Source organism: Bacillus thuringiensis (assembly GCF_001182785.1).
GTDB classification, from domain to species: Bacteria; Bacillota; Bacilli; order Bacillales; family Bacillaceae_G; genus Bacillus_A; species Bacillus_A thuringiensis_S.
Map to the genome: position 1 here is coordinate 1,157,122 of NZ_CP012099.1, position 20,711 is coordinate 1,177,832.

The following is a 20,711-nucleotide window of genomic DNA, read 5'->3' on the forward strand; positions in this document are numbered from 1 at the left end:
AGTGTATTTTGTATGGAAAAAAAGAGGGTCGTAATTACAGGACTAGGAGCTGTTACACCGGTCGGAACAGATGTTGAAACAGCATGGGAAAACATTAAAAAGGGTGTATCTGGAATCGGGCGACTTACAAGAATTGATCCAGAACTATTTCCAGCAAAAGTAGCAGCGGAAATTAACGACTTTGAAGTCGAGAAATATATTGATAAAAAAGAAGCGCGCCGTATGGACCGCTTTACACAATATGCAGTAGCAGCAGCGAAAATGGCAGTTGCAGATGCAAAGCTTGAAATTACAGAAGAAAACGGACCTCGAATTGGTGTATGGATTGGATCTGGTATTGGCGGTATGGAAACATACGAAGAACAATTTAAGATTTTTACTGAGAAAGGCCCGCGCCGCGTGAGCCCATTCTTCGTGCCAATGATGATTCCAGATATGGCAGCAGGTCAAGTATCAATCGCAACAGGAGCAAAAGGAATTAACACTTGTTCTGTAACGGCTTGTGCATCTGGTGCAAACTCAATTGGTGATGCATTTAAAGCAATTCAGCGTGGTGATGCTGATGCAATGATTACAGGCGGAGCAGAAGCACCGCTAACAAGTATGGCATTCGCAGGATTTAGCTCAGCGAAAGCATTAACATTTAATGAAGACCCAGCAACGGCTTGCCGTCCATTTGATAAAAACCGTAGCGGTTTCGTAATGGGTGAAGGTTCAGGGATTCTAATTCTTGAAGAATTAGAGCACGCATTAGCACGAGGTGCTCACATTTACGCGGAAATTGCTGGTTATGGTGCAACTGGAGATGCGTTCCATATTACAATGCCTGCTCCTGGTGGTGAAGGCGGAGTGCGTGCAATGCGTCAAGCTTTAGCTGATGCAGGCCTACAGCCAGAAGATATTGATTACATTAATGCGCATGGTACAAGTACGGATGCGAATGAAAAATATGAAACGATGGCAATTAAAGAAACTTTCGGTGAGCACGCGTATAAAGTAGCAATTAGCTCAACGAAATCAATGACAGGTCACTTATTAGGAGCAGCTGGTGCTGTTGAAGCGATTTTCTCTATTAAATCAATTACAGACGGAGTAATTCCTCCAACAATTAACTATGAGACACCAGATCCAGAATGTGACTTAGATTACGTACCGAATCAAGCGAGACATCAAGAAGTAAATGCAGTATTAAGTAACTCATTAGGATTCGGTGGTCATAACGCAGTGTTAGTATTTAAATCGTATAAATAATAGATGAAATAAGGAGTTTTTCCGCAATATATTGCGAAAAAACTCCTTATTTATTTTTACGTCTTTTTCTCCTGTAGCATATACATAAGAAAAAAGGAGGGATAAAGATGGGGGTTATTGAAACAGCTGAGTGGCTACATTTATATTATGGACGGCCAGAAAAACTTTGTGAGAAATTTACGAAGTATATTCCGTTGCCAAAAGAAAGGTTGTATCGCTTTTTAATTTCAAAAGGGATGTATCGTCCGGTCATGCGTGGGGAAAAGGAAATTAAAGAATTAGAGGAAAAGGAAATTTGGAAAGAGTTGAGCCTGGAGTATGATAAATTGAAAAATTGGTTGAAGGGTCCGGATGTCCCTGTCTTTATTTTATTATCAGATTCCTATAATCGAACTGTGCAAGAAGAGTATAACGGTAGGGCTGGATTATCTATGCGTCATGTTATTTTCTTATTCGTATGTGGACGGAATTCGGTAGAAGAATTAAAAGTGTTATTGGCGCATGAATATCATCACATATGTAGGTTACATCAAATTGAGACGAAAGAAACAGAATATACATTACTTGATACGATGATTATGGAAGGGCTAGCTGAGCAAGCAGTGACGGAAAGATATTCAGAAAAAAACAATGCACCGTGGACGGCGTATCTTTCAAAAGAAGAGGCTATTTATTATTGGAAAAATGTTGTACATGAAAGAATAAGTATAAAACGAGGAACAAGGGAACATGACATCTTATTAAATGGATTTCACTCTTATCCGAAGATGCTTGGCTATGCGCTTGGATTTCATATTGTCAAAGATTGTGTAACTTTGGAAGGAGAAGATACACTTTCTTTATTATCTATAGATGCAAAAGAAATATTGAATAAAGCAAATACATTTCATATATAAAAAAACAGGAGCTTGATTTCCTGTTTTTTTTAGTATTAATAGAAGAAAAAATAATAATTAGAATATATTTCCTTAAGTGGAATAAAGTTAAGCAAAAATGAACATAATGATTGGTACAAACAGTAGTGAAGTGAGGGGTAGTGAATGTTATATCTACATGATGTATGGGTAAATTGGTTTGAAGGTGAAGAAAATGGGTATAACGTTTGTCATTTTTACGAATGGCGGAAAGATGATACGATTGAGCTATTAGATCAAGTGCCATTATTAAAAGTAGATGCCACATTATATCATTACATCGAGAACGAATTGTTAGAGCTTCCGCAAAAAATGCTGGAAGACGTACATCATAAGGCTTATATTCGTAAAAATCATGAACGTTTGCAGCAAGAGTATTGCTTTGTTGTTACAGATGGAAAAGGAATTATTGCGATTGACACAATTGGTTACAATGTACCAATTCGCAAAAGCAGACTTATACCACGCCAAGAGCAGATGGTATATGAGATGGTAGAAAACGTACAAGCAGAAAAGTATGAGTTCCAAGTAGAAGAAACAGAAAAAGAACACCACATTTTATCACCATCGCCTTTCATTATGAATGGCTTGACTCGTAAAGAACGACAGCTAAAACAATTATTATTTATGGCGTTAGATCAATTACATACAACGAAAAATACAGCAGAGATTCGCTATTGGTACACAGAGTGGGATCCATCAGCATATGGAACGGTTCAACATATGGAGTTCGAGGATATTTGGGCTAGACTGTATGATGAAGCGAAAGCTGGCTGGTCTGAGAAACATGAACAATTATGCGAGCGTCTCGTAAAAGGACAGCCATTTTTTGAAAAGTTATGGGAAATGGAAAATGAGCAAAAGGTAAATTAAAAAACCGCCAATTGGCGGTTTTTTAATTTTGTAGAAATCCAGCTCCAGCAGCGAGCTCTTCGTGTCTAAGAACCTTCCGCATAAGAAGACAAAAAGCGTCTTCTATGTGAAAGAACCTTAGCCAGTCAGAGCTGAACGAGCCGCTTTCGCTTATATGAAATCCGGCTCCTAGTCCTTCGCGTCTAAGAACCTTCCCCACGAGAAGGTAAAAAGCACCTTCTGTGGGAAAGAACCCTAAGCAGTCGCCTCCGCTTTATATGTTACCTACGTTTTCTGCTTAGTCCCATTGCGTTTTCTACTTTGCGTAGTTGTTTGAATGCAACGCGGTTTGCTTTTTCTGCACCTTTGTCTAGAATTTCGTCTAGTTCTGGTGAGTTGATTAGTTCGTTATATTTGTCTTGGATTGGACGAATTGCTTCTACGACTACTTGCGCTAGGTCGCCTTTGAAGTCGCCGTATCCTTTTCCTTCGTACATTGTTTCAATTTCTTCAACTGTTTTTCCAGAGAATGAAGAGTAGATTGTTAATAGGTTAGAGATACCAGGTTTGTTCTCTTTATCAAATTTCACAATACCTTCAGAGTCAGTAACAGCACTCTTAATTTTCTTTTCAATTGTTTTTGGCTCATCAAGCATACTGATCATTGATTTTGGATTCGGATCAGATTTACTCATTTTTTTCGTAGGTTCTGTTAATGACATAACACGAGCTCCTACTTTTGGAATACGAATTTCAGGCATTGTGAAGATTTCACGGTAACGTTTGTTGAAACGCTCTGCTAAGTCACGTGTTAATTCGATATGTTGCTTTTGGTCATCACCAACCGGCACGATTTCAGTGTTGTAAAGCAAAATATCAGCAGCCATTAATGGTGGATACGTAAGTAATCCAGCTGGAACTGAATCTCTACCAGAAGCTTTATCTTTATATTGCGTCATACGCTCTAATTCTCCAACGTAAGCAACAGATTGCATGATCCATCCTAGTTGAGCGTGTGCTGGTACTTCTGATTGTACAAATAAAGTAGCTTTTTCAGGGTCAATGCCACATGCTACATAAAGTGCAGCAAGACTGCGGATGTTTTTACGAAGTTGTACGGGATCTTGAGGTACTGTAATCGCATGTTGGTTTACAATACAGAAATAACAGTCGTGTTCATTTTGAAGCTCTGTAAACTGCTTCATTGCTCCTAAATAGTTTCCAAGTGTAATCGTTCCACTTGGCTGAATACCAGAAAAGATAACTGACATAAGTAATTCCTCCTAAAATAGAATGCGTGATGGGGGAAGAGAAGGCAAACAAAAAAGCCCATTCATCCCAAAAACTATAGGGACGAATGGACCGCGGTACCACCCTAATTATTTCACTACCGTGAAATCTCTCTAATCCATAATAACGTTTGGATATAACGCCAAAGCCTACTACTTTCGGTTCGGTTTGGTGCTCAAAAGCCCATTCCATACTGTACAATTACTTGTTCACACCAACCACAAGCTCTCTGAAATTGCCTCAATATGTACTCTTCTTTATCATCGCATACATATAAATTTATTTATTGTTACTTTAGCTCTTTTAATATGAAAGAACTAAAGTTTTATAACAAAATGTTTTGCTGATTATTATATCATATGGGATAGTGTTTGCAAACTACATCAAAATAGTAAAGCTAATGAGGGTCGAGAACAACCCAAGAACGATACCTGTAATACAAATTGGATATGTCCATTTGAATGAATATGTTTTATAAATACGTTCTTTCTTATCTGTAGGCTCCTCGACTTCTTCAATTAAAGAGTCAATCTTTTTGTTCGTACCAAATACTCTTTGGAATGCGTAAATGGTTACATTGAAAAAACCATTTTGAAATATGTATAAAAAACCACCGATAAGAATAAAAAACAGTGCAATATAAAACAAGATGTTGACAAAATTCAACAAAAATTGCGATGAAATGAGGAATGCGCCAATACTAGAAGCGATTATCGCTATGAAAATTAGTATACAAGTATGAAAAAAAACTTTATTCAAAATGTTCCCCTCCGTCAAAATATTACTAGAATTATTATACTATAAAAGCTATAATATGTACTAGAATTAATTTTTTGAAAATTATACGCAATTAAAGGTCTGATTTCAAGATGATGGTAGCAATGTTAACGTATCCCTTTACAAAAAAATAAAAATATAAACATTTTATTAAAAATTTTAACAAAAAAACAAAAAACTATATTCACAATTGTTATATTATATGTATAATGAAAATTGTAGAAACTTGGAGATTATTCTTTCAATTCTACTTTTTAACAAGTGAGGGTACAGGAAGTGCAAGTAGGGGAGGTAACACAACATGAAGAAAAAGATACCGTTATTAGTTGCATCGACGTTGACAGTCAGTATGTTAGGGGCTTGTAGTTACCAAAAAGAGGATAATAAAGCAGGCGCAAAAGAAAAATCCTCAAACAAACAAGTGTTAAATTTAACCGAAACAGCTGAAATTCCAACTATGGATACGACGTTATCAACAGATGCAACATCTTCTAACATCATGAATAATACAATGGAGGGATTATATCGTCTGGGGAAAGATGATAAACTTGTTCCAGGTGTCGCGAAATCTTATGAGAAATCAGAGGATGGCAAAAAGTATGTATTTAAATTACGTGAAGATGCGAAATGGTCTAATGGTGACCCTGTAACAGCGAAAGACTTCGTTTATTCTTGGCGAAGAGCTGTAGATTCAAACACGGGTGCCAAGTTTGCTTACATACTATTTGATGTTAAAAATGCGGAGAAAGTTAACAAAAAAGAATTACCAGTTGAAGAACTTGGTGTAAAGGCAATTGATGATCATACACTTGAAGTGGAATTAGATAATCCTGTTCCTTATTTTGTAAGTTTAACAGTCTATCCAACATTGTATCCTTTGAATGAGAAGTTTGTAACAGAACAAGGAGCAAAATTTGGATTAGAATCCAATACGACACTTTATAATGGTCCATTCGTATTAAATGAATGGAAGCATGAACAAAGCTTCAAACTTAAGAAAAACCCAACGTATTGGGAAAATAAAGAAGTAAAACTTGAGGAAATAAACTTCAATATTGTTAAGGATCGTTCAACTGCTATAAATTTATATGAAACGAAAGCAATTGATCGTGTAGTGTTAACATCAGAGTTTGTAGATAAATACAAATCAGATGCTGATTTCAAAACGATTAAGAGGCCATCTACACAATTTATTCGCTTAAATGAAAAGAATAAATTTTTAGCAAATAAAAATATCCGAAAAGCAATTGCAATGTCCTTTGAACGTGAAAATATCGGAAAAGTTATCTTAAACGATGGTTCAGAGGGGATATATGGTTTTGTTCCGAAAGGCTTAGCAAAAGGTCCGAATGGAAAAGACTTCCGTGAAGAGAACGGAAAGCTTATAAAAGAGGATATTAAAGAAGCTCAAAAGTACTGGGAAGCTGGTAAAAAAGAACTTGGTGTAGACAAAGTAGAGTTAGAGCTATTAAACTTTGATACTGATGATGCTAAAAAAATCGGAGAGTATTTAAAAGGCCAATTTGAAAAGAACTTACCTGGTCTAACAGTTCCGACAAAAATGCAGCCATTTGCACAAAAATTAAAACTTGAAGCAAGTGGAGATTATGCGATGTCGTATGCCGGATGGAGTCCAGATTATATGGATCCAATGTCATTCCTTGAAATGTATACAACAGGTAATGCGCAAAACAAAGTAAATTATGCAAATTCAGCGTATGATGATTTAATTAAAAAAGCAAAAACAGAAGTTGATGTACAAGCTCGCTGGGATGCACTATTAAAAGCGGAAAAACAACTGCTTGAAGATGCTGCGATTGCTCCAGTATATCAACCTGGAAAAGCATATTTACAACGTGGCTCAATTACTGGCCTATTAGAACATAAATATGGCGGAGAATTTAGCTATAAGTGGGTTGAACTCAAAAATTAAAAATGGTTTCCATCATGAATAAGGGTATATGCCTATGATGGGCATATGCTCTTATTTTAAAAAAATAAAAGTAAGAATATTTTAAACTATCTTATTGCTTTTGAGAAAAACGGGGAGGTGCTTGACTATGGGACGTTATGTATTAAAACGTTTCGTGTACATGGCTTTGACATTATTTTTAATTACTACACTGACTTTCTTTTTGATGAAATTACTTCCGGGTTCTCCGCTTAAAAACCAGGAGAAGCTATCACCGGCACAAAAAGAAATCATTCTTGAAAAATACGGATTGAATGATCCGGTACCAGTTCAATACGCACGTTACTTAGGTAACTTAGCAAAAGGTGATTTAGGGGTATCATTCCAATATGATAACCGTCCAGTAACAGATATGATTGTGGATCGTATTGGACCATCAGCACAGCTTGGTTTACAAGCGATTATATTAGGAACATTTATCGGTTTAATTTTAGGAATCGTTGCGGCACTTCGTAACAATACGTGGGTCGATTATGGAGCGACAATTATTTCCGTACTCGGGATGTCGGTACCATCATTCGTATTCGCCGCTTTACTACAATATTTCGTAGGGGTAAAACTTGGTTGGTTCCCAGTAGCGTTCTGGAAAGGACCAGAGTTTACAGTAATGCCTACAATTGCTTTATCGATGGCAGTTATCGCAACAATCGCACGTTTCTCTCGTGCAGAATTAATTGAAGTTATGCAAGCCGATTACATTTTAACAGCGAAAGCTAAAGGAATTAGCCAAGGCGTTATCATTGTCAAACACGCACTTCGTAACGCATTAATTCCAGTAGTAACAATTTTAGGACCAATGGTTGCGGCATTAATTACAGGAACACTTGTTATCGAGCAAATTTATGCTGTACCAGGACTTGGGGAACAATTCGTTAAATCTATTACAGTGAATGACTATACAGTTATTATGGGAACTACGATTTTCTATAGTGCGATCTTCATTTTAGTTATTTTCATTGTCGATATTTTATACGGAATTATTGATCCTCGTATTCGTTTAGCGGGAGGGAAAAAATGATGAAAGATGTACAAAAATTATCTCCAGATTTATTTCAACAAGCCAATCAAAATAATGTTGATAATGAAGTCATTGCCCGTCCAAGCTTAACGTTTTGGCAAGATGTAAGAAGACGTTTGTTCCAACATAAAGGTGCGATGCTTGGTTTCGTATTATTAAGCCTTATTATATTACTAGCGATTTTTGGGCCGATGGTAAGTAAACACTCGTATAAAGAGCAAGATTTAGGTCGTGCGAAAATGCCACCAAAAATTCCAGTTATTGAAAATGTTCATTGGTTACCATTTGACGGTACAGATCAATATGGTGTTGACCAATATGAAAAACGTGATATTAAAGAGTACTTCTGGTTTGGTACAGATGATCTTGGTCGTGATTTATGGACAAGAACATGGGAAGGTACACGCGTATCATTATATATCGCTCTTTTAGCAGCAGCGATTGACTTAGTAATTGGGGTTGCATACGGAGGTATTTCAGCGTTTTATGGCGGCAGAGTAGATAATATTATGCAACGTATTATGGAGATTATTAACGGTATTCCATACTTAATCATCGTTATCTTAATGGTAATCATTATGGGATCTGGTATATGGTCAATTACACTCGCAATGGCAATTACAGGTTGGATAGGGATGTCGCGTATCGTTCGTGGACAAATCCTGAAATTAAAAAACCAAGAATATGTATTAGCATCTCGTACATTAGGTGCAACAAATACACAATTAATTGTGAAACATTTAATTCCAAACGTAATGGGACCTATTATCGTAATGACAATGTTTACAATTCCATCAGCGGTGTTTGGTGAAGCGTTCTTAAGTTTCATCGGTTTAGGAATTCAGCCACCATTTGCGTCACTAGGTTCTCTTGTAAATGATGGTTATAAATCTATTCAAACGTATCCGCATATGATGTTCATCCCTGCGGTTGTCATCAGTATATTAATTTTAGCGTTTAACTTAATGGCAGACGGATTACGCGACGCGTTAGATCCAAAAATGCGTAAGTAAAAGAGGGGAGAGGCAAAGATGAAAACATTGTTAGAGGTAAAAGATTTACAAGTCTCCTTTGATACACATGCAGGTGAAGTACAAGCTGTACGCGGCGTTACTTTTGATTTGAAAAAAGGAGAGACATTGGCGATTGTAGGAGAATCTGGTTCAGGGAAATCAGTTACTTCTAAAGCGTTAATGGGATTAATTCCGAATCCTCCTGGACGCATTAAAAATGGTGAGATCGTATTTGAAGGTCGTGACTTAACGAAATTAACAGAAAAAGAAATGCAGCAAGTACGTGGTAAAGATATCGCGATGATTTTCCAAGATCCAATGACATCATTAAACCCAACGATGACAATTGGAAATCAAATTATGGAAGGCCTTATTAAACACCAAGGGATGAGTAAAGCAGACGCACGTAAAGTTGCTTTAGAATTAATCGACCTTGTAGGTATTCCAAATCCAGAAGCTCGTTTAAAACAATATCCTCACCAATTCTCAGGTGGTATGAGACAGCGTGTAGTTATTGCGATGGCGTTAGCTTGTAACCCGAAATTATTAATTGCCGATGAGCCGACAACAGCGCTAGACGTTACGATTCAGGCACAAATTTTAGAACTTATGAAAGACATTCAGCAAAAAACAGAAGCGGCAATTATTTTCATTACGCATGACTTAGGTGTAGTAGCAAACGTTGCTGACCGAGTGGCAGTTATGTACGCTGGTAAAGTTGTTGAAATTGGAACTGTAGATGAAATTTTCTATAATCCGAAACATCCATATACTTGGGGCTTAATCGCATCTATGCCAAGTTTAGATGGCTCAGAGGAAGAGTTATATGCAATTCCTGGAACGCCTCCGGATTTATTAAAGCCGCCAAAGGGTGATGCTTTTGCACCACGTAACCCACAGGCACTAAAAATTGATTTTGAAATGGACCCACCTTTATTTAAAGTAAGTGATACACACTATGCGGCAACTTGGTTACTTCACGAGCAAGCTCCAGAAGTAAAACCGCCGGCAGTTGTTGAAAAACGTATTCTTCAAATGAAAGCAGGTGAACAACATGACTAAACAACGTGAGAAATTAATTGAAGTAAAAAATGTAAAGCAGCACTTCGACGTGAGTGGTGGTGTTGTCAAAGCGGTTAATGATATTTCATTTGATATTTACCGCGGAGAAACATTTGGTCTTGTAGGAGAATCAGGTTGTGGTAAATCAACAACTGGAAGAACGATTATTCGTTTATATGATGCAACTGCTGGTGAAGTATTGTTCGATGGTGAAAACGTACATGGTAAGAAATCACGCGCAGAATTGAAGAAATTCAACCGTAAAATGCAAATGATTTTCCAAGATCCATACGCATCATTAAATCCTCGTATGACAGTAGGGGATATTATCGCAGAAGGTATTGATATTCACGGATTAGCGAAAAGTAAAAAAGAGCGCATGGATCGTGTCCATGAATTATTAAACACAGTTGGTTTAAATAAAGAGCACGCAAACCGTTTCCCGCACGAATTCTCAGGTGGACAACGTCAGCGTATCGGTATCGCTCGAGCGCTTGCTGTAGAACCAGAATTTATCATTGCCGATGAGCCGATCTCAGCACTTGACGTATCGATTCAGGCGCAAGTTGTAAACTTACTGAAAAAGCTACAAAAAGAAAAAGGTCTAACATACTTATTCATTGCCCATGATTTATCGATGGTAAAATACATTAGTGACCGCATCGGCGTAATGTACCGTGGGCAAATTGTAGAACTTACAACAAGTGAAGAGTTATATGCGAATCCAGTTCATCCATATACGAAATCACTATTATCAGCAATTCCGCTACCAGATCCAGATTATGAGCGTAATCGTAAACGTATCGTATACGATCCATCGCAGCATGATTACGGTAGCGAAGTGCCAACAATGCGTGAAATTCGCCCAGGACATTTCGTACTATGTTCTGAAGCGGAGTATAAGAAATATAAAGAGATTTATCAATAATAAAAAAAGCCATTCTTCCATTAAGGAAGGATGGCTTTTTTCTACTATATAAATGAGTTGTCGGTAAGTCGATATAAATTGCATTTATTAATAACTACATCATGATCAAACAAGTGCTACTGTGCCTGAACAGAACCAATCTCGTCTTGCTCTTCTGGTTTCACAAGTGCGTAACGTTCCCACGCCCTGCTTTTCCAGCGGAAGAACATAATAATGGCACGCGTCCATTCGTCGATGGCGATCGCTAGCCAAATACCAACGAGCCCCATATCTAAATGAAAGGCGAAAAAGTAACCTAGTGGTAAACTCATTAACACCATAGAGAATGCACCGATTAAAACAGGATATTTTGCATCACCAGCTGCACGAAGCGAATTAATGATGACGATGTTCATCGTACGTCCCGTTTCAAGTAATACACTTAGTAAAAGAACACTTGCGCCTAACCCGATAATGTGCGGATTATCTGTAAACAGTCCCATTAATTGTGTACGGAATGTAATAACGAGAGCGACCATACATAAAGTTACACCAATCGCCCATTTTACACTTTTCCACAAGCGTTCGTATGCTTCATCCTTTTCCCCACCACCAACAAGGCGGCCAATAATAATGGCTGTTCCCATACCAATCGCAATTGCAAATAAATAAGTGAACATGGAAATGTTAGTAGCGTATTGTCTAGCAGCTAATGATTCCGTTCCTAAGTACGTTGCGTAATAAAGGAAGACGATTTGACAAGCTTGATACATCACTTGTTCAAATGCAGATGGAATGCCGATTTTTAAAATTTTCCCAATGTATTCTTTGGATAAAGTGAAGTAATATTGTAATTTCACACGATATTCCATAACGCGGTATAGTAACCAGAAGAAAACAATAAGTGCGATCAATCGACTGATAGCGGAAGAAATTGCAGCCCCTTGTACACCGAGCTCTGGGAAACCAAATTTCCCAAAAATGAGTGCGTAGTTTCCAGCGATATGAATAATATTCATTCCGAGTGAAATAAACATCGCTTGCTTTGTAAAACCGTGTACACGGATAATTGCGGCTAATGAGTTAATGATAGCTTGCAGGAAGATAGCCCCTCCGACGATAGATAAGTAGTTTTGCGCATACGATAGTACATCGCCTTGTAAGTTCATTGCGAGCATCATATGTTTCGAAAATAAAAGAAAACCAGCGCTTATAACGAGCCCAACTATTAAATTTAATGTGACGGCTAATGCTGATATTTTAGATGCTTCCATAAAGCGTCTGGAACCGAGGTATTGAGATACAACGATAGCAGCGCCGTTCCCGATGACTTCTAATACCAAAATCGCAATATGAAGATATTGATTCGCTGCACCAACCCCAGATACAGCATCGTCTGATAATGCACTTAACATGAACGTATCAGCGATCCCCATCAACATAAAAAGAAAAACTTCTAGAAAAATAGGCCATGTTAATAAGAATAAACTTAATTTCTCTGTCGGCCCATTTTTGGCCTGAATTGCTGTCATGTCCGTCCCCTCTTTACCGATATCTATTTTTAGCAAAATGTATCGTAACATACTTTCTTATCCTTTGCACTCATTTTAGCCTACATATTTTTAATATGAAGGGACTGCTACTTTATGTTAAAAAGGGTGGGATAATTATACATAAAGTATTATGAAATATAAAATTTGTTTTTCTCTGATAATTTAGAAAAATATAAAAATAATTATTTCCGGCACTTTAGTAAGGGGAAACAGCAATATAAAACGTTTACAAAGATATATTTTTTAACAGAAAACTTTAATGAAATAGAAATATAAATATACAAAAAATATATTTGTGTGTATAATATGAATTATTAGAACATATATATATTTCTTTCTGTTTGAAAATGAAAGGGCTAACATTTTTTTGGAGGGTGGAAGTATGAAAAAAAAGATACCAGTTTTTGTAGCATCAACAGTAGCGATGAGCATGATGTTAGGGGCATGTAGCTATCAAAAAGATGAACCGCAAGCAAACGCAAAAGGGGATAGCGGGAAAAGCGGTGCGAAGCAAGTTATTAACTTAATTGAAACACAAGAAATTCCAACGATGGACACAGCATTATCAGCTGACGCAGTTTCTTCAAGAGTAATGAACAATACGATGGAAGGCTTATACAGTTTAGGAAAAGATGATAAGCTAGTTCCAGGTGTAGCGAAGGAATTTAAAAAGTCAGAAGACGGTAAAAAGTATACGTTTAAGTTACGTGAAGACGCGAAATGGTCAAACGGTGAGCCTGTGACAGCGAAAGATTTCGTATACGCATGGCAAAGAGCGATTAATCCAGATACAGCTGCGAAATCAGCTTATATTATGTACGATATAAAAAATGCAGAGAAAATTAATAAAAAAGAGATGAGTCCTGATCAACTAGGTGTAAAAGCAATTGATGATTACACATTAGAAGTTGAATTAGACAATTCCATTCCATATCTTGTAGATTTAATGGTATATCCAATCTTCTATCCTGTGAATGAGAAGTTTGTTAAAGAGCAAGGTGCAAAGTTTGGTTTAGAAGCAAATACAACACTTTATAACGGACCATTTACATTAAGCGATTGGCAGCATGAACGTAGCTTTAAAATGACAAAGAACTCATCATATTGGGACAATAAAGAAGTGAAGATTGAAGAAGTAAACTTTAATATTGTAAAAGATACATCTACGCCAATTAACTTATATGAAACAAATGCAATTGATCGAGCGTCGTTATTAGCGGAGTTTATCGATAAATATAAAGGAAAACCAGATTTCCAAACAGTAGAAGATACATCTGTATTCTTCCTACGTTTAAATCAAAAAGATCCAGCTTTAGCAAATAAAAATATTCGTAAAGCAATTTCACTTGCTTTTGATCGTAAGCCGTTCGTTGATACATTATTAAACAACGGTTCTAAGGCCGCGACAGGATTAATTCCTGATAACTTCATTAAAGGACCAGATAAAAAAGATTTCCGTGCTGTAAATGGGGATATTGTAAAACCAAACGTGAAAGAAGCGAAGAAATATTGGGAAGCTGGTAAAAAAGAACTTGGTAAAAATGAAATCGAATTAGAATTATTAAATGAAGATGTAGAGTTATCAAAGAAAACTGGTGAATATTTAAAAGGTGAATTAGAAAAGAATTTACCAGGTTTAACAGTGAAAATTAAACAACAACCATTCGCGCAAAAACTAAAATTAGAAGATGCGGGCGATTATGTCATGTCATTCTCTGGATGGAGTGCGGACTTCCCAGATCCGATTACATATCTTGATATGTTTGTAACAGATGGGTCACAAAATAAGATGAAGTACTCTAATCCGAAATACGATGAAATCATTATGAAGGCGAAAAAAGATGGAAGCGATGTAAATGCTCGTTGGAAGAACTTATTAGAAGCAGAAAAAATGTTACTTGATGACGCTGCGATTGTTCCAGTATATCAACGTGGTAGAGCATACTTACAAAGAGAAACAATTAAAGATATGTACAACCATAAATATGGCGGAGATTTAAGCTTTAAGTGGGCATCCGTAGGAAAATAAAAAAAAGCAGGCTAATGAAGTGACCCCTAAAAGTTAGACACGGTTATTTCATTAGGCAGCTTGATAAAAGTGAGTCCGGTATTGTACCGGGCTCATTTTTAATTTTGCCTTAATCCGTTTCGTATTATAATAATCTATATATTTTTCTAATTCTATTTTAAAGTGCTCTACATTTTCAAATTCTTTTATGTAGAGGAACTCCGACTTCATAATCCCAAAGAAATTTTCTATTACTGCGTTGTCGTAACAGTTGCCTTTTCGAGACATACTCTGGACGATAGCTCTTGATTCAAGTGTACGGACGTACTGTCTCATTTGATAATGCCATCCTTGATCCGAATGCATCAGTAGCTGGTGGGTTTCAGGTAGACGTTCCAATGCTTTCTCTAACATGTCTGAAACAAGCGAATACGTCGGTCTAGAACCAATTGTATAGGTAATAATTTCACCATTATACAAATCTAATACAGGTGATACATACAGTTTTTCTCCAAACAATTTAAACTCCGTGATGTCTGTTACCCACTTTTGATTCGGTGCATCTGTATAAAAATTACGCTCTAAAATATTAGGTGCAATTCTACCGACTTTTCCTTTATAGGATTTATATTTCTTCATACGCACAACACACTTTAACCCAAGCTCTTTCATAATGCGCTGAACCTTCTTGTGGTTCACTTTCTGGCCACGATTCGTTAATTCATCACGAATGCGACGGTAACCATAACGACCTTCATTTTCCTCATAAATCGCTTTAATCTCAGCTTTCAAATCGGCATCTACATCTGGACGATTCATTTTCTTTACTAAATCATAATACGTGCTTCGAGGAATAGTAACTAGCTCCACGAGTGCCTTCACCGAATATTTATGCCTTAATTCGTAGACTACTTGCGCTTTGTCTTGTTTTGTGATTTTTCCTTGTTTTGAACTAAGGCATTTAACTTTTTTAAGTACTCATTTTCCATCTCAAGCTGTTTAATGCGTGCTTCAAGTGCTTCGACTGACCCTTCAGCTAAAGGTTGTTTTAATTGTTTATTTGAATCTTTTTTCATGGATGGACGCCCCTTTTTCTTAGATTGAAGAGCATCAATTCCTTGTGTTTCGAGCTGTTTTTTCCAAACAGAAATCGTTGAAGGGGCAGGAATATTAAAGATAGCTGCCGTCTCAAATAAGGACATACCGTTTTCAATCATAAAGTTTAGTACGTCTAGTTTAAATTGTTGTGTGTAATTTGTACATCGTTTTAGAAAAGCTTCCAGACCATTCTGTTTATATTGGTTTACCCAATTCAAGATGATTGTGTCATTTATACCGAGCGATCTACCTATTTCTCGATAACTTTCATTTCCGTTCAAATAACGTAGAACGATTTGTATTTTTTCATCAGCTGTAAATTTAGCCATAGAAAAACTGCACCCCCAATTGTTAGACTGTGTCTAACAATTGGGGTGCAGTTCATAACTACCTGCTTTTTTTTTAATACGTGCGTTTCTTATAAATGCCTTTTCCGCCAACTTGATTCCAGCCGGATTGTACATCCAAACTTTTGTTAACAAACTTCATTTTTTCTTTTCCACCAAAGAGCTTTTCGCCGATGCTATTTGTAATAACACCAATCAATGCTGTTATTCCGATGATGAGGGCAGCAACCGTAATAAAATCAATAAAAAAAGCAATCATTTGCAAACTCCCCCTTTGCCTGTCTGTATGTTTATTGTATGAGATAAAAAATGAAAAAGAAAGAAATGTCAGAAAAATTTTTAGTTTACTTTAGAAATCGTGTAGACAAGAGGGAGAATGTTTGTTAAGATTAGAACAGATGTTCCTTTTTATTCTCATTTATATAGTCTTACATTTCTTAATTGAATTATCAAGAAAAAGTAAGAAAACGTTCTCTTTTTCATAGGGAAGATTATAGATAAATAACTATATATTATATGAAAAATCTATGGGAAGTGAGTATTAAAGGGATTGAAAGTTATTGTTAAAGTACAGCTGAAGTGAGCATAATCATGTTACATAGCAGTGGAATACACGGAAGAGTTTTCTCAACTAGCAGGAAATTTACTGTATATTTCTTGCAAAATCTATTGTATAATGATTATAGAAGTTACTTATTAAAAGTAATTGTTGTTTATTATAAGTTGTTGCTTACATGAAATGCGAGTTTTGTACTTTTCAATAAGACAAGTTATCGCGAAAAATTGCTGAAGTTAGAAATTAAAACTGTATTTAGTACAGAATTTGTACTCTTTAAGGAGAGTGAGCTTTGTATGGTAACATTATATAGTTCTCCAAGCTGTACGTCTTGTAGAAAGGCGAAATTATGGCTAGAGGAAAATCATATTCCTTATACAGAACGTAATATTTTCTCAGATCCATTAACGATTGAGGAAATTAAAGAGATTTTACGTATGACAGAAAGCGGAACGGATGAGATTATTTCTACTCGTTCGAAAGTTTTCCAAGAATTGAATGTAAACTTAGAATCTTTACCACTTCAAGATTTATATAAGATGATTCGTGACTATCCAGGGATTTTACGTCGTCCAATTATGATTGACGAGAAACGCCTTCAAGTTGGTTACAACGAAGACGAAATTCGCCGTTTCTTACCACGTACAGTAAGAACGTTCCAATTACGTGAAGCACAACGTCTTGTAAATTAATTATAATAATATGAAAACCTTCTACCTATTATATAGTAGAAGGTTTTTTTTAATGTTTCACATTGCGTAATCGAACTTGTTTTACGATAAAGCCGATGCATAAAATAGTGAAAATGAACAAATAAGGAAGGCTTGCAGTGAAACTTGGGTTGTTATGAAAAAAGGTTGCAAGTCTGTCTTCATGTGTAACCATTTTCCCTGCAGTATAGGCAAGAATCGCTGCACCGCAATAAATGAGGAATGGAAATCGTTCCATAAGTATTAAAATAAGTTTACTGCCCCAAATAATAATAGGGATAGAAATGAGTAAGCCGATTATGACGAGTAAAAATCTCCCGTGAGCTGCACCTGCAATGGCAATAACATTATCAAACCCCATAACGAGATCCGCGAAAACAATTGTCCGCACGGCTTGGAATAAAGTTGTTTTTCCTTGAATAGCAGAAAGGTCGTTGTTATCATCAGTTAATAAATTGACCGCAATTAATGTAAGTAAAACCCCGCCAATCAATTGTAGAAATGGAATGTCGAGTAAATAGACAGCTAGTATAGTAAGGACAATTCTTAGTACGATTGCTAAAAGAGTACCAATCAAAATAGCTTTATTTCGTTTTGATTCAGGTAAATTTCGGCTGGCTAGTGCGATGACGATTGCATTGTCACCACCTAATACAACATCGATACCGACAATCATTAGTACGGATGTTAAAAACTCTAAGTCCATTCGTCTGCCTCCATTTATGATGTTTTAATAAGCGAACTATATGTATGTGATGAAGAAAGTTGTTGTTAAATAATCTCTTCCAATAGAAGTTTCACTTTATTACAGTGTACGGGGGAATGTGGAAATGTATGTCCAAATTTTTTGTGAATAAGAAATCGCTATAATAATATATTTATGTAGAGGATCGAGTAAGGTAGGCATATAACTATTTTTGTAAAATAAATCGATTTTATTTCCCTTCTGGAGAATCTTATCATAAAATGAGAGTACAAGAATCTATTGATTTGTCATATGAGTGGGGAATCCCTTCATAACAATTCTAAGCAGGAAGGGAGAGTTGTATTTTGGATATTGAAAGAATTAATGATTATACGATGAAATTTTTTATTACGTACATTGATATAGAGGACAGAGGGTTTAATCGTGAAGAAATTTGGTATGATCGCGAACGAAGTGAAGAGCTCTTTTGGGAGATGATGGACGAAGCTCGTGATCATGACGATTTCTTTATTGATGGGCCGTTATGGATTCAAGTGCAAGCAGTCGATAAAGGGATTGAAGTACTTGTCACGAAAGCAGAGCTTTCAAAGGATGGACAAAAGCTGGAACTACCGATAGGGGTAGACAAAATTATAGATATTCCTCTAGATGAAGGCATCGAATCATTATTTCAACAAGAATTAGTCGAAGAGGTAGAAGAACAAACAGGAACAAACTTTAATGAAGATGGTACGTTTGGCTTTTTAATTAAATTTAATGATTTTGAAGATGTCATTTCATTAAGTCATCGTCTTATCTTTGAAGATATAAAAGATGAGCTGCATTCATTTGAGGACCGCTATTATGTATATGTGGAATTCGATGAAGTGCTACATGATGAAGAAGAAATCGATCGTATTTTAAGTATTATTTTAGAATATGGAGAAGAATCAACTTTAACAATTCATCGTGTAAGTGAGTATGGGAAACAAATTGTGAAAGAGCATGCGCTTGAAACGATTCGCAATAATTTTCCTGCTAAAACGTAGGCCGATTTCTGTAGTATGAAATCGGCTTTTTATATGAAGAATAGGAAAGCTTTCTTAGTTAGGAGGTAAGAGATGAAAAATACGTTAAAGCTGATCTTCTTTGTCCTGCTATTGTTCGCATTATTTGTTTCGTTACGTATGTTTATTGATGTAGCATTTTATTCAGATGTGATTGGGATAAAAGATGTTTCGATTTTAGGTATTATTAGTATTTTGTTTACAGTATCTGCATTTTTGATTGGTTGTGTTATTTTCTTAGAAAATCGGCATCCATCTAAAACACTTACATGGTTAATTGTGTTAGGTATTTTTCCGGTATTTGGCTTCTTTGCTTATTTATTATTTGGACAAAATTTTCGGAGAAAAAGAATGTTTCAAAAGAAGGCATTACTCGATGAACAGGCATTTTTACAATATAAAGGGCATGAAGATCATGAAGAACGAATTTTGCGCAATCACAAACATCAGGAGCTATTATTTCGTTTAGCAGATCGATTAGGTGCTTTAAATATTTCATTTCAAACTGAAACGAGAACATTAACAAATGGAGATGAAACGTTTCGGGCTATTTTAGATGGGCTAAAACGAGCGAAACATCACATTCATATGGAATATTACATTGTGCGTGATGATAAATTAGGAACAGAAATTAAAGATATTTTAATACAAAAATCAAAAGAGGGCGTTGTTGTTCGCTTTTTATATGATGCGGTTGGAAGTTTTAAGTTATCGAAATCGTATATTGATGAATTAAACGATGCAGGTGTAGAAATGATTCCGTTCTTTCCTGTGCGCTTTCCGATTTTAAACGATAAGATTAATTATCGAAATCATAGGAAAATTGTTGTGATTGATGGGAACGAAGGGTTTGTAGGCGGATTAAATATCGGTGATGAGTATTTAGGGAAAAATAAATATTTTGGCTTCTGGCGAGACACGCATTTGTATTTACGTGGTGAAGCGGTTCAAAGTTTACAGCTTATTTTCCTTCAAGATTGGTTTTATATGACTGGAGAGGCTGTGCTAGCCCCTGAATATTTACAAGCAAAAGCAGTTGAGGGTGATCATTGGGGAGGAGTGCAGTTAGTCGCAGGTGGCCCTGATAATAAGTGGGAAACGATTAAGCATTTATATTTCGCAATGATCGCTTCTGCTCGGAAATCTATTTGGATTGCAACGCCGTATTTTATTCCGGATGATGATATTTTATCCGCATTAAAGGTTGCTGCACTTGCTGGTATTGATGTTCGTTTATTAATGCCGAGTAAACCTGATAAGCGTACTGTCTTTTACGCATCGAGATCGTACTTCCCAGAGCTTTTAGACGCAGGAGTAAAGATATATGAATACGAAAAAGGTTTTCTTCATAGTAAAATTGTCATCGTTGATTCTGATTTAGCTTCAATTGGGACAGCTAATATGGATATGAGAAGTTTTCATTTGAATTTTGAAGTAAATGCCTTTTTATATGATACAGATAGCATTAAAAGACTTGTTCAAGACTTTAAAGATGACTTAGAAGAATCAAGTGAAATTCATGTTGATCATTTTCATAAAAGACGTCTTCATAGACGAATTGTTGAATCAACGTATCGGTTATTATCACCTTTATTATAAAAAGAGATGTCCGAAATTGGGACATCTCTTTT

General features: G+C 36.2%; 18 protein-coding genes and 1 other annotated feature. Of the genes, 12 read left to right on the forward strand and 6 right to left on the reverse strand.

The annotated features are described in order from the left end of the window. Window positions 1–12: 12 nt before the first annotated feature. The 3 genes from fabF (at window position 13) to AC241_RS05990 (ending at window position 3,038) form a co-directional block, all read left to right on the forward strand. Entirely contained in the window at window positions 13–1,251 is a 1,239-nt protein-coding gene (gene fabF, locus AC241_RS05980; RefSeq protein ID WP_000412656.1) for a beta-ketoacyl-ACP synthase II, read from the forward strand. Between the two features lie 107 nt (window positions 1,252–1,358). Next, window positions 1,359–2,147: a DUF2268 domain-containing putative Zn-dependent protease gene (locus AC241_RS05985; protein WP_016082475.1), complete on the forward strand. Its 789-nt coding sequence runs from the start codon at window positions 1,359–1,361 to the stop codon at window positions 2,145–2,147. A gap of 144 nt (window positions 2,148–2,291) precedes the next feature. Beyond that, entirely contained in the window at window positions 2,292–3,038 is a 747-nt protein-coding gene (locus AC241_RS05990; protein ID WP_000966129.1) for a YjbA family protein, read from the forward strand. A 260-nt stretch (window positions 3,039–3,298) separates the two neighbouring features. Here the strand turns inward: AC241_RS05990 and trpS are convergent, their stop codons facing one another. Then, a complete protein-coding gene (trpS, locus tag AC241_RS05995) occupies window positions 3,299–4,288 on the reverse strand; it encodes a tryptophan--tRNA ligase (RefSeq protein ID WP_029442135.1) in 990 nt (329 codons plus the stop codon). Window positions 4,289–4,363: 75 nt separating this feature from the next. Beyond that, window positions 4,364–4,580: a binding site (T-box leader), on the reverse strand. Window positions 4,581–4,685: 105 nt separating this feature from the next. Then, entirely contained in the window at window positions 4,686–5,066 is a 381-nt protein-coding gene (locus AC241_RS06000) for a DUF3899 domain-containing protein (protein WP_001044985.1), read from the reverse strand. A gap of 319 nt (window positions 5,067–5,385) precedes the next feature. Between AC241_RS06000 and AC241_RS06005 the strand changes: the two genes are divergently transcribed. From AC241_RS06005 to AC241_RS06025, 5 genes are all read left to right on the forward strand, one after another. Beyond that, window positions 5,386–7,017, forward strand: a complete 1,632-nt coding sequence (locus AC241_RS06005) for a peptide ABC transporter substrate-binding protein (protein ID WP_016082473.1) — start codon at window positions 5,386–5,388, stop codon at window positions 7,015–7,017. 127 nt (window positions 7,018–7,144) lie between these two features. After that, window positions 7,145–8,074 carry an oligopeptide ABC transporter permease gene (opp3b, locus tag AC241_RS06010; protein WP_000534166.1) on the forward strand — a complete coding sequence of 310 codons (930 nt, stop codon included), beginning with the start codon at window positions 7,145–7,147 and terminating at the stop codon, window positions 8,072–8,074. After that, entirely contained in the window at window positions 8,071–9,087 is a 1,017-nt protein-coding gene (gene opp3C / locus AC241_RS06015) for an oligopeptide ABC transporter permease (protein WP_016082472.1), read from the forward strand. Before opp3b ends, opp3C begins: the two co-directional genes overlap by 4 nt. Before the next feature lie 18 nt (window positions 9,088–9,105). Continuing rightward, window positions 9,106–10,149, forward strand: a complete 1,044-nt coding sequence (locus AC241_RS06020) for an ABC transporter ATP-binding protein (protein WP_000854346.1) — start codon at window positions 9,106–9,108, stop codon at window positions 10,147–10,149. Beyond that, on the forward strand, window positions 10,142–11,077 hold the full coding sequence (locus AC241_RS06025) for an ABC transporter ATP-binding protein (RefSeq protein ID WP_016082471.1): 936 nt from the start codon (window positions 10,142–10,144) through the stop codon (window positions 11,075–11,077). Before AC241_RS06020 ends, AC241_RS06025 begins: the two co-directional genes overlap by 8 nt. A 116-nt stretch (window positions 11,078–11,193) precedes the next feature. On the opposite strand, the gene AC241_RS06030 is transcribed toward AC241_RS06025, so the two are convergent. Further along, window positions 11,194–12,639, reverse strand: coding sequence for an MATE family efflux transporter (locus AC241_RS06030; protein ID WP_050842864.1), 1,446 nt, complete (start codon window positions 12,637–12,639; stop codon window positions 11,194–11,196). Window positions 12,640–12,991: 352 nt separating this feature from the next. On the opposite strand from AC241_RS06030, the gene AC241_RS06035 reads away from it, so the two are divergent. Beyond that, window positions 12,992–14,638, forward strand: coding sequence for a peptide ABC transporter substrate-binding protein (locus AC241_RS06035; protein ID WP_029442138.1), 1,647 nt, complete (start codon window positions 12,992–12,994; stop codon window positions 14,636–14,638). A gap of 51 nt (window positions 14,639–14,689) precedes the next feature. Here AC241_RS06035 and AC241_RS32675 read toward each other — a convergent pair. Together AC241_RS32675 and AC241_RS06050 are read right to left on the reverse strand one after the other, a co-directional pair. Next, a protein-coding gene (locus AC241_RS32675) for an IS3 family transposase (protein ID WP_155417050.1) occupies window positions 14,690–16,044 on the reverse strand; the annotation gives its coding sequence in 2 pieces (ribosomal slippage) (window positions 14,690–15,591 and window positions 15,591–16,044; 1,356 coding nt in all). A 73-nt stretch (window positions 16,045–16,117) separates the two neighbouring features. After that, window positions 16,118–16,321, reverse strand: a complete 204-nt coding sequence (locus AC241_RS06050; protein ID WP_000559971.1) for a hypothetical protein — start codon at window positions 16,319–16,321, stop codon at window positions 16,118–16,120. A 593-nt stretch (window positions 16,322–16,914) separates the two neighbouring features. Between AC241_RS06050 and spx the strand changes: the two genes are divergently transcribed. Beyond that, window positions 16,915–17,310: a transcriptional regulator Spx gene (gene spx / locus AC241_RS06060; protein ID WP_000258267.1), complete on the forward strand. Its 396-nt coding sequence runs from the start codon at window positions 16,915–16,917 to the stop codon at window positions 17,308–17,310. Window positions 17,311–17,359: 49 nt separating this feature from the next. Here the strand turns inward: spx and AC241_RS06065 are convergent, their stop codons facing one another. Further along, on the reverse strand, window positions 17,360–18,034 hold the full coding sequence (locus tag AC241_RS06065) for a TerC family protein (protein ID WP_029442139.1): 675 nt from the start codon (window positions 18,032–18,034) through the stop codon (window positions 17,360–17,362). A 344-nt stretch (window positions 18,035–18,378) separates the two neighbouring features. Here AC241_RS06065 and mecA point away from each other — a divergent pair, with 344 nt between their 5' ends. Beyond that, window positions 18,379–19,062, forward strand: a complete 684-nt coding sequence (gene mecA, locus AC241_RS06070) for an adaptor protein MecA (protein ID WP_050842866.1) — start codon at window positions 18,379–18,381, stop codon at window positions 19,060–19,062. Window positions 19,063–19,134: 72 nt separating this feature from the next. Then, on the forward strand, window positions 19,135–20,679 hold the full coding sequence (locus AC241_RS06075) for a cardiolipin synthase (protein ID WP_029442140.1): 1,545 nt from the start codon (window positions 19,135–19,137) through the stop codon (window positions 20,677–20,679). Window positions 20,680–20,711 lie beyond the last annotated feature (32 nt).

Bases quoted from the DNA above. Each gene is read 5' to 3' on its own strand.
- AC241_RS06050 (WP_000559971.1), bottom strand. From the start codon at position 16,321: ATGATTGCTTTTTTTATTGATTTTATTACGGTTGCTGCCCTCATCATC.
- fabF (WP_000412656.1), top strand. From the start codon at position 13: ATGGAAAAAAAGAGGGTCGTAATTACAGGACTAGGAGCTGTTACACCG.
- AC241_RS06030 (WP_050842864.1), bottom strand. From the start codon at position 12,639: ATGTTACGATACATTTTGCTAAAAATAGATATCGGTAAAGAGGGGACG.
- opp3b (WP_000534166.1), top strand. From the start codon at position 7,145: ATGGGACGTTATGTATTAAAACGTTTCGTGTACATGGCTTTGACATTA.
- AC241_RS06065 (WP_029442139.1), bottom strand. From the start codon at position 18,034: ATGGACTTAGAGTTTTTAACATCCGTACTAATGATTGTCGGTATCGAT.
- AC241_RS06020 (WP_000854346.1), top strand. From the start codon at position 9,106: ATGAAAACATTGTTAGAGGTAAAAGATTTACAAGTCTCCTTTGATACA.
- AC241_RS06025 (WP_016082471.1), top strand. From the start codon at position 10,142: ATGACTAAACAACGTGAGAAATTAATTGAAGTAAAAAATGTAAAGCAG.
- trpS (WP_029442135.1), bottom strand. From the start codon at position 4,288: ATGTCAGTTATCTTTTCTGGTATTCAGCCAAGTGGAACGATTACACTT.
- AC241_RS05990 (WP_000966129.1), top strand. From the start codon at position 2,292: ATGTTATATCTACATGATGTATGGGTAAATTGGTTTGAAGGTGAAGAA.
- opp3C (WP_016082472.1), top strand. From the start codon at position 8,071: ATGATGAAAGATGTACAAAAATTATCTCCAGATTTATTTCAACAAGCC.
- AC241_RS06075 (WP_029442140.1), top strand. From the start codon at position 19,135: ATGAAAAATACGTTAAAGCTGATCTTCTTTGTCCTGCTATTGTTCGCA.
- spx (WP_000258267.1), top strand. From the start codon at position 16,915: ATGGTAACATTATATAGTTCTCCAAGCTGTACGTCTTGTAGAAAGGCG.
- AC241_RS06035 (WP_029442138.1), top strand. From the start codon at position 12,992: ATGAAAAAAAAGATACCAGTTTTTGTAGCATCAACAGTAGCGATGAGC.
- AC241_RS06005 (WP_016082473.1), top strand. From the start codon at position 5,386: ATGAAGAAAAAGATACCGTTATTAGTTGCATCGACGTTGACAGTCAGT.
- AC241_RS05985 (WP_016082475.1), top strand. From the start codon at position 1,359: ATGGGGGTTATTGAAACAGCTGAGTGGCTACATTTATATTATGGACGG.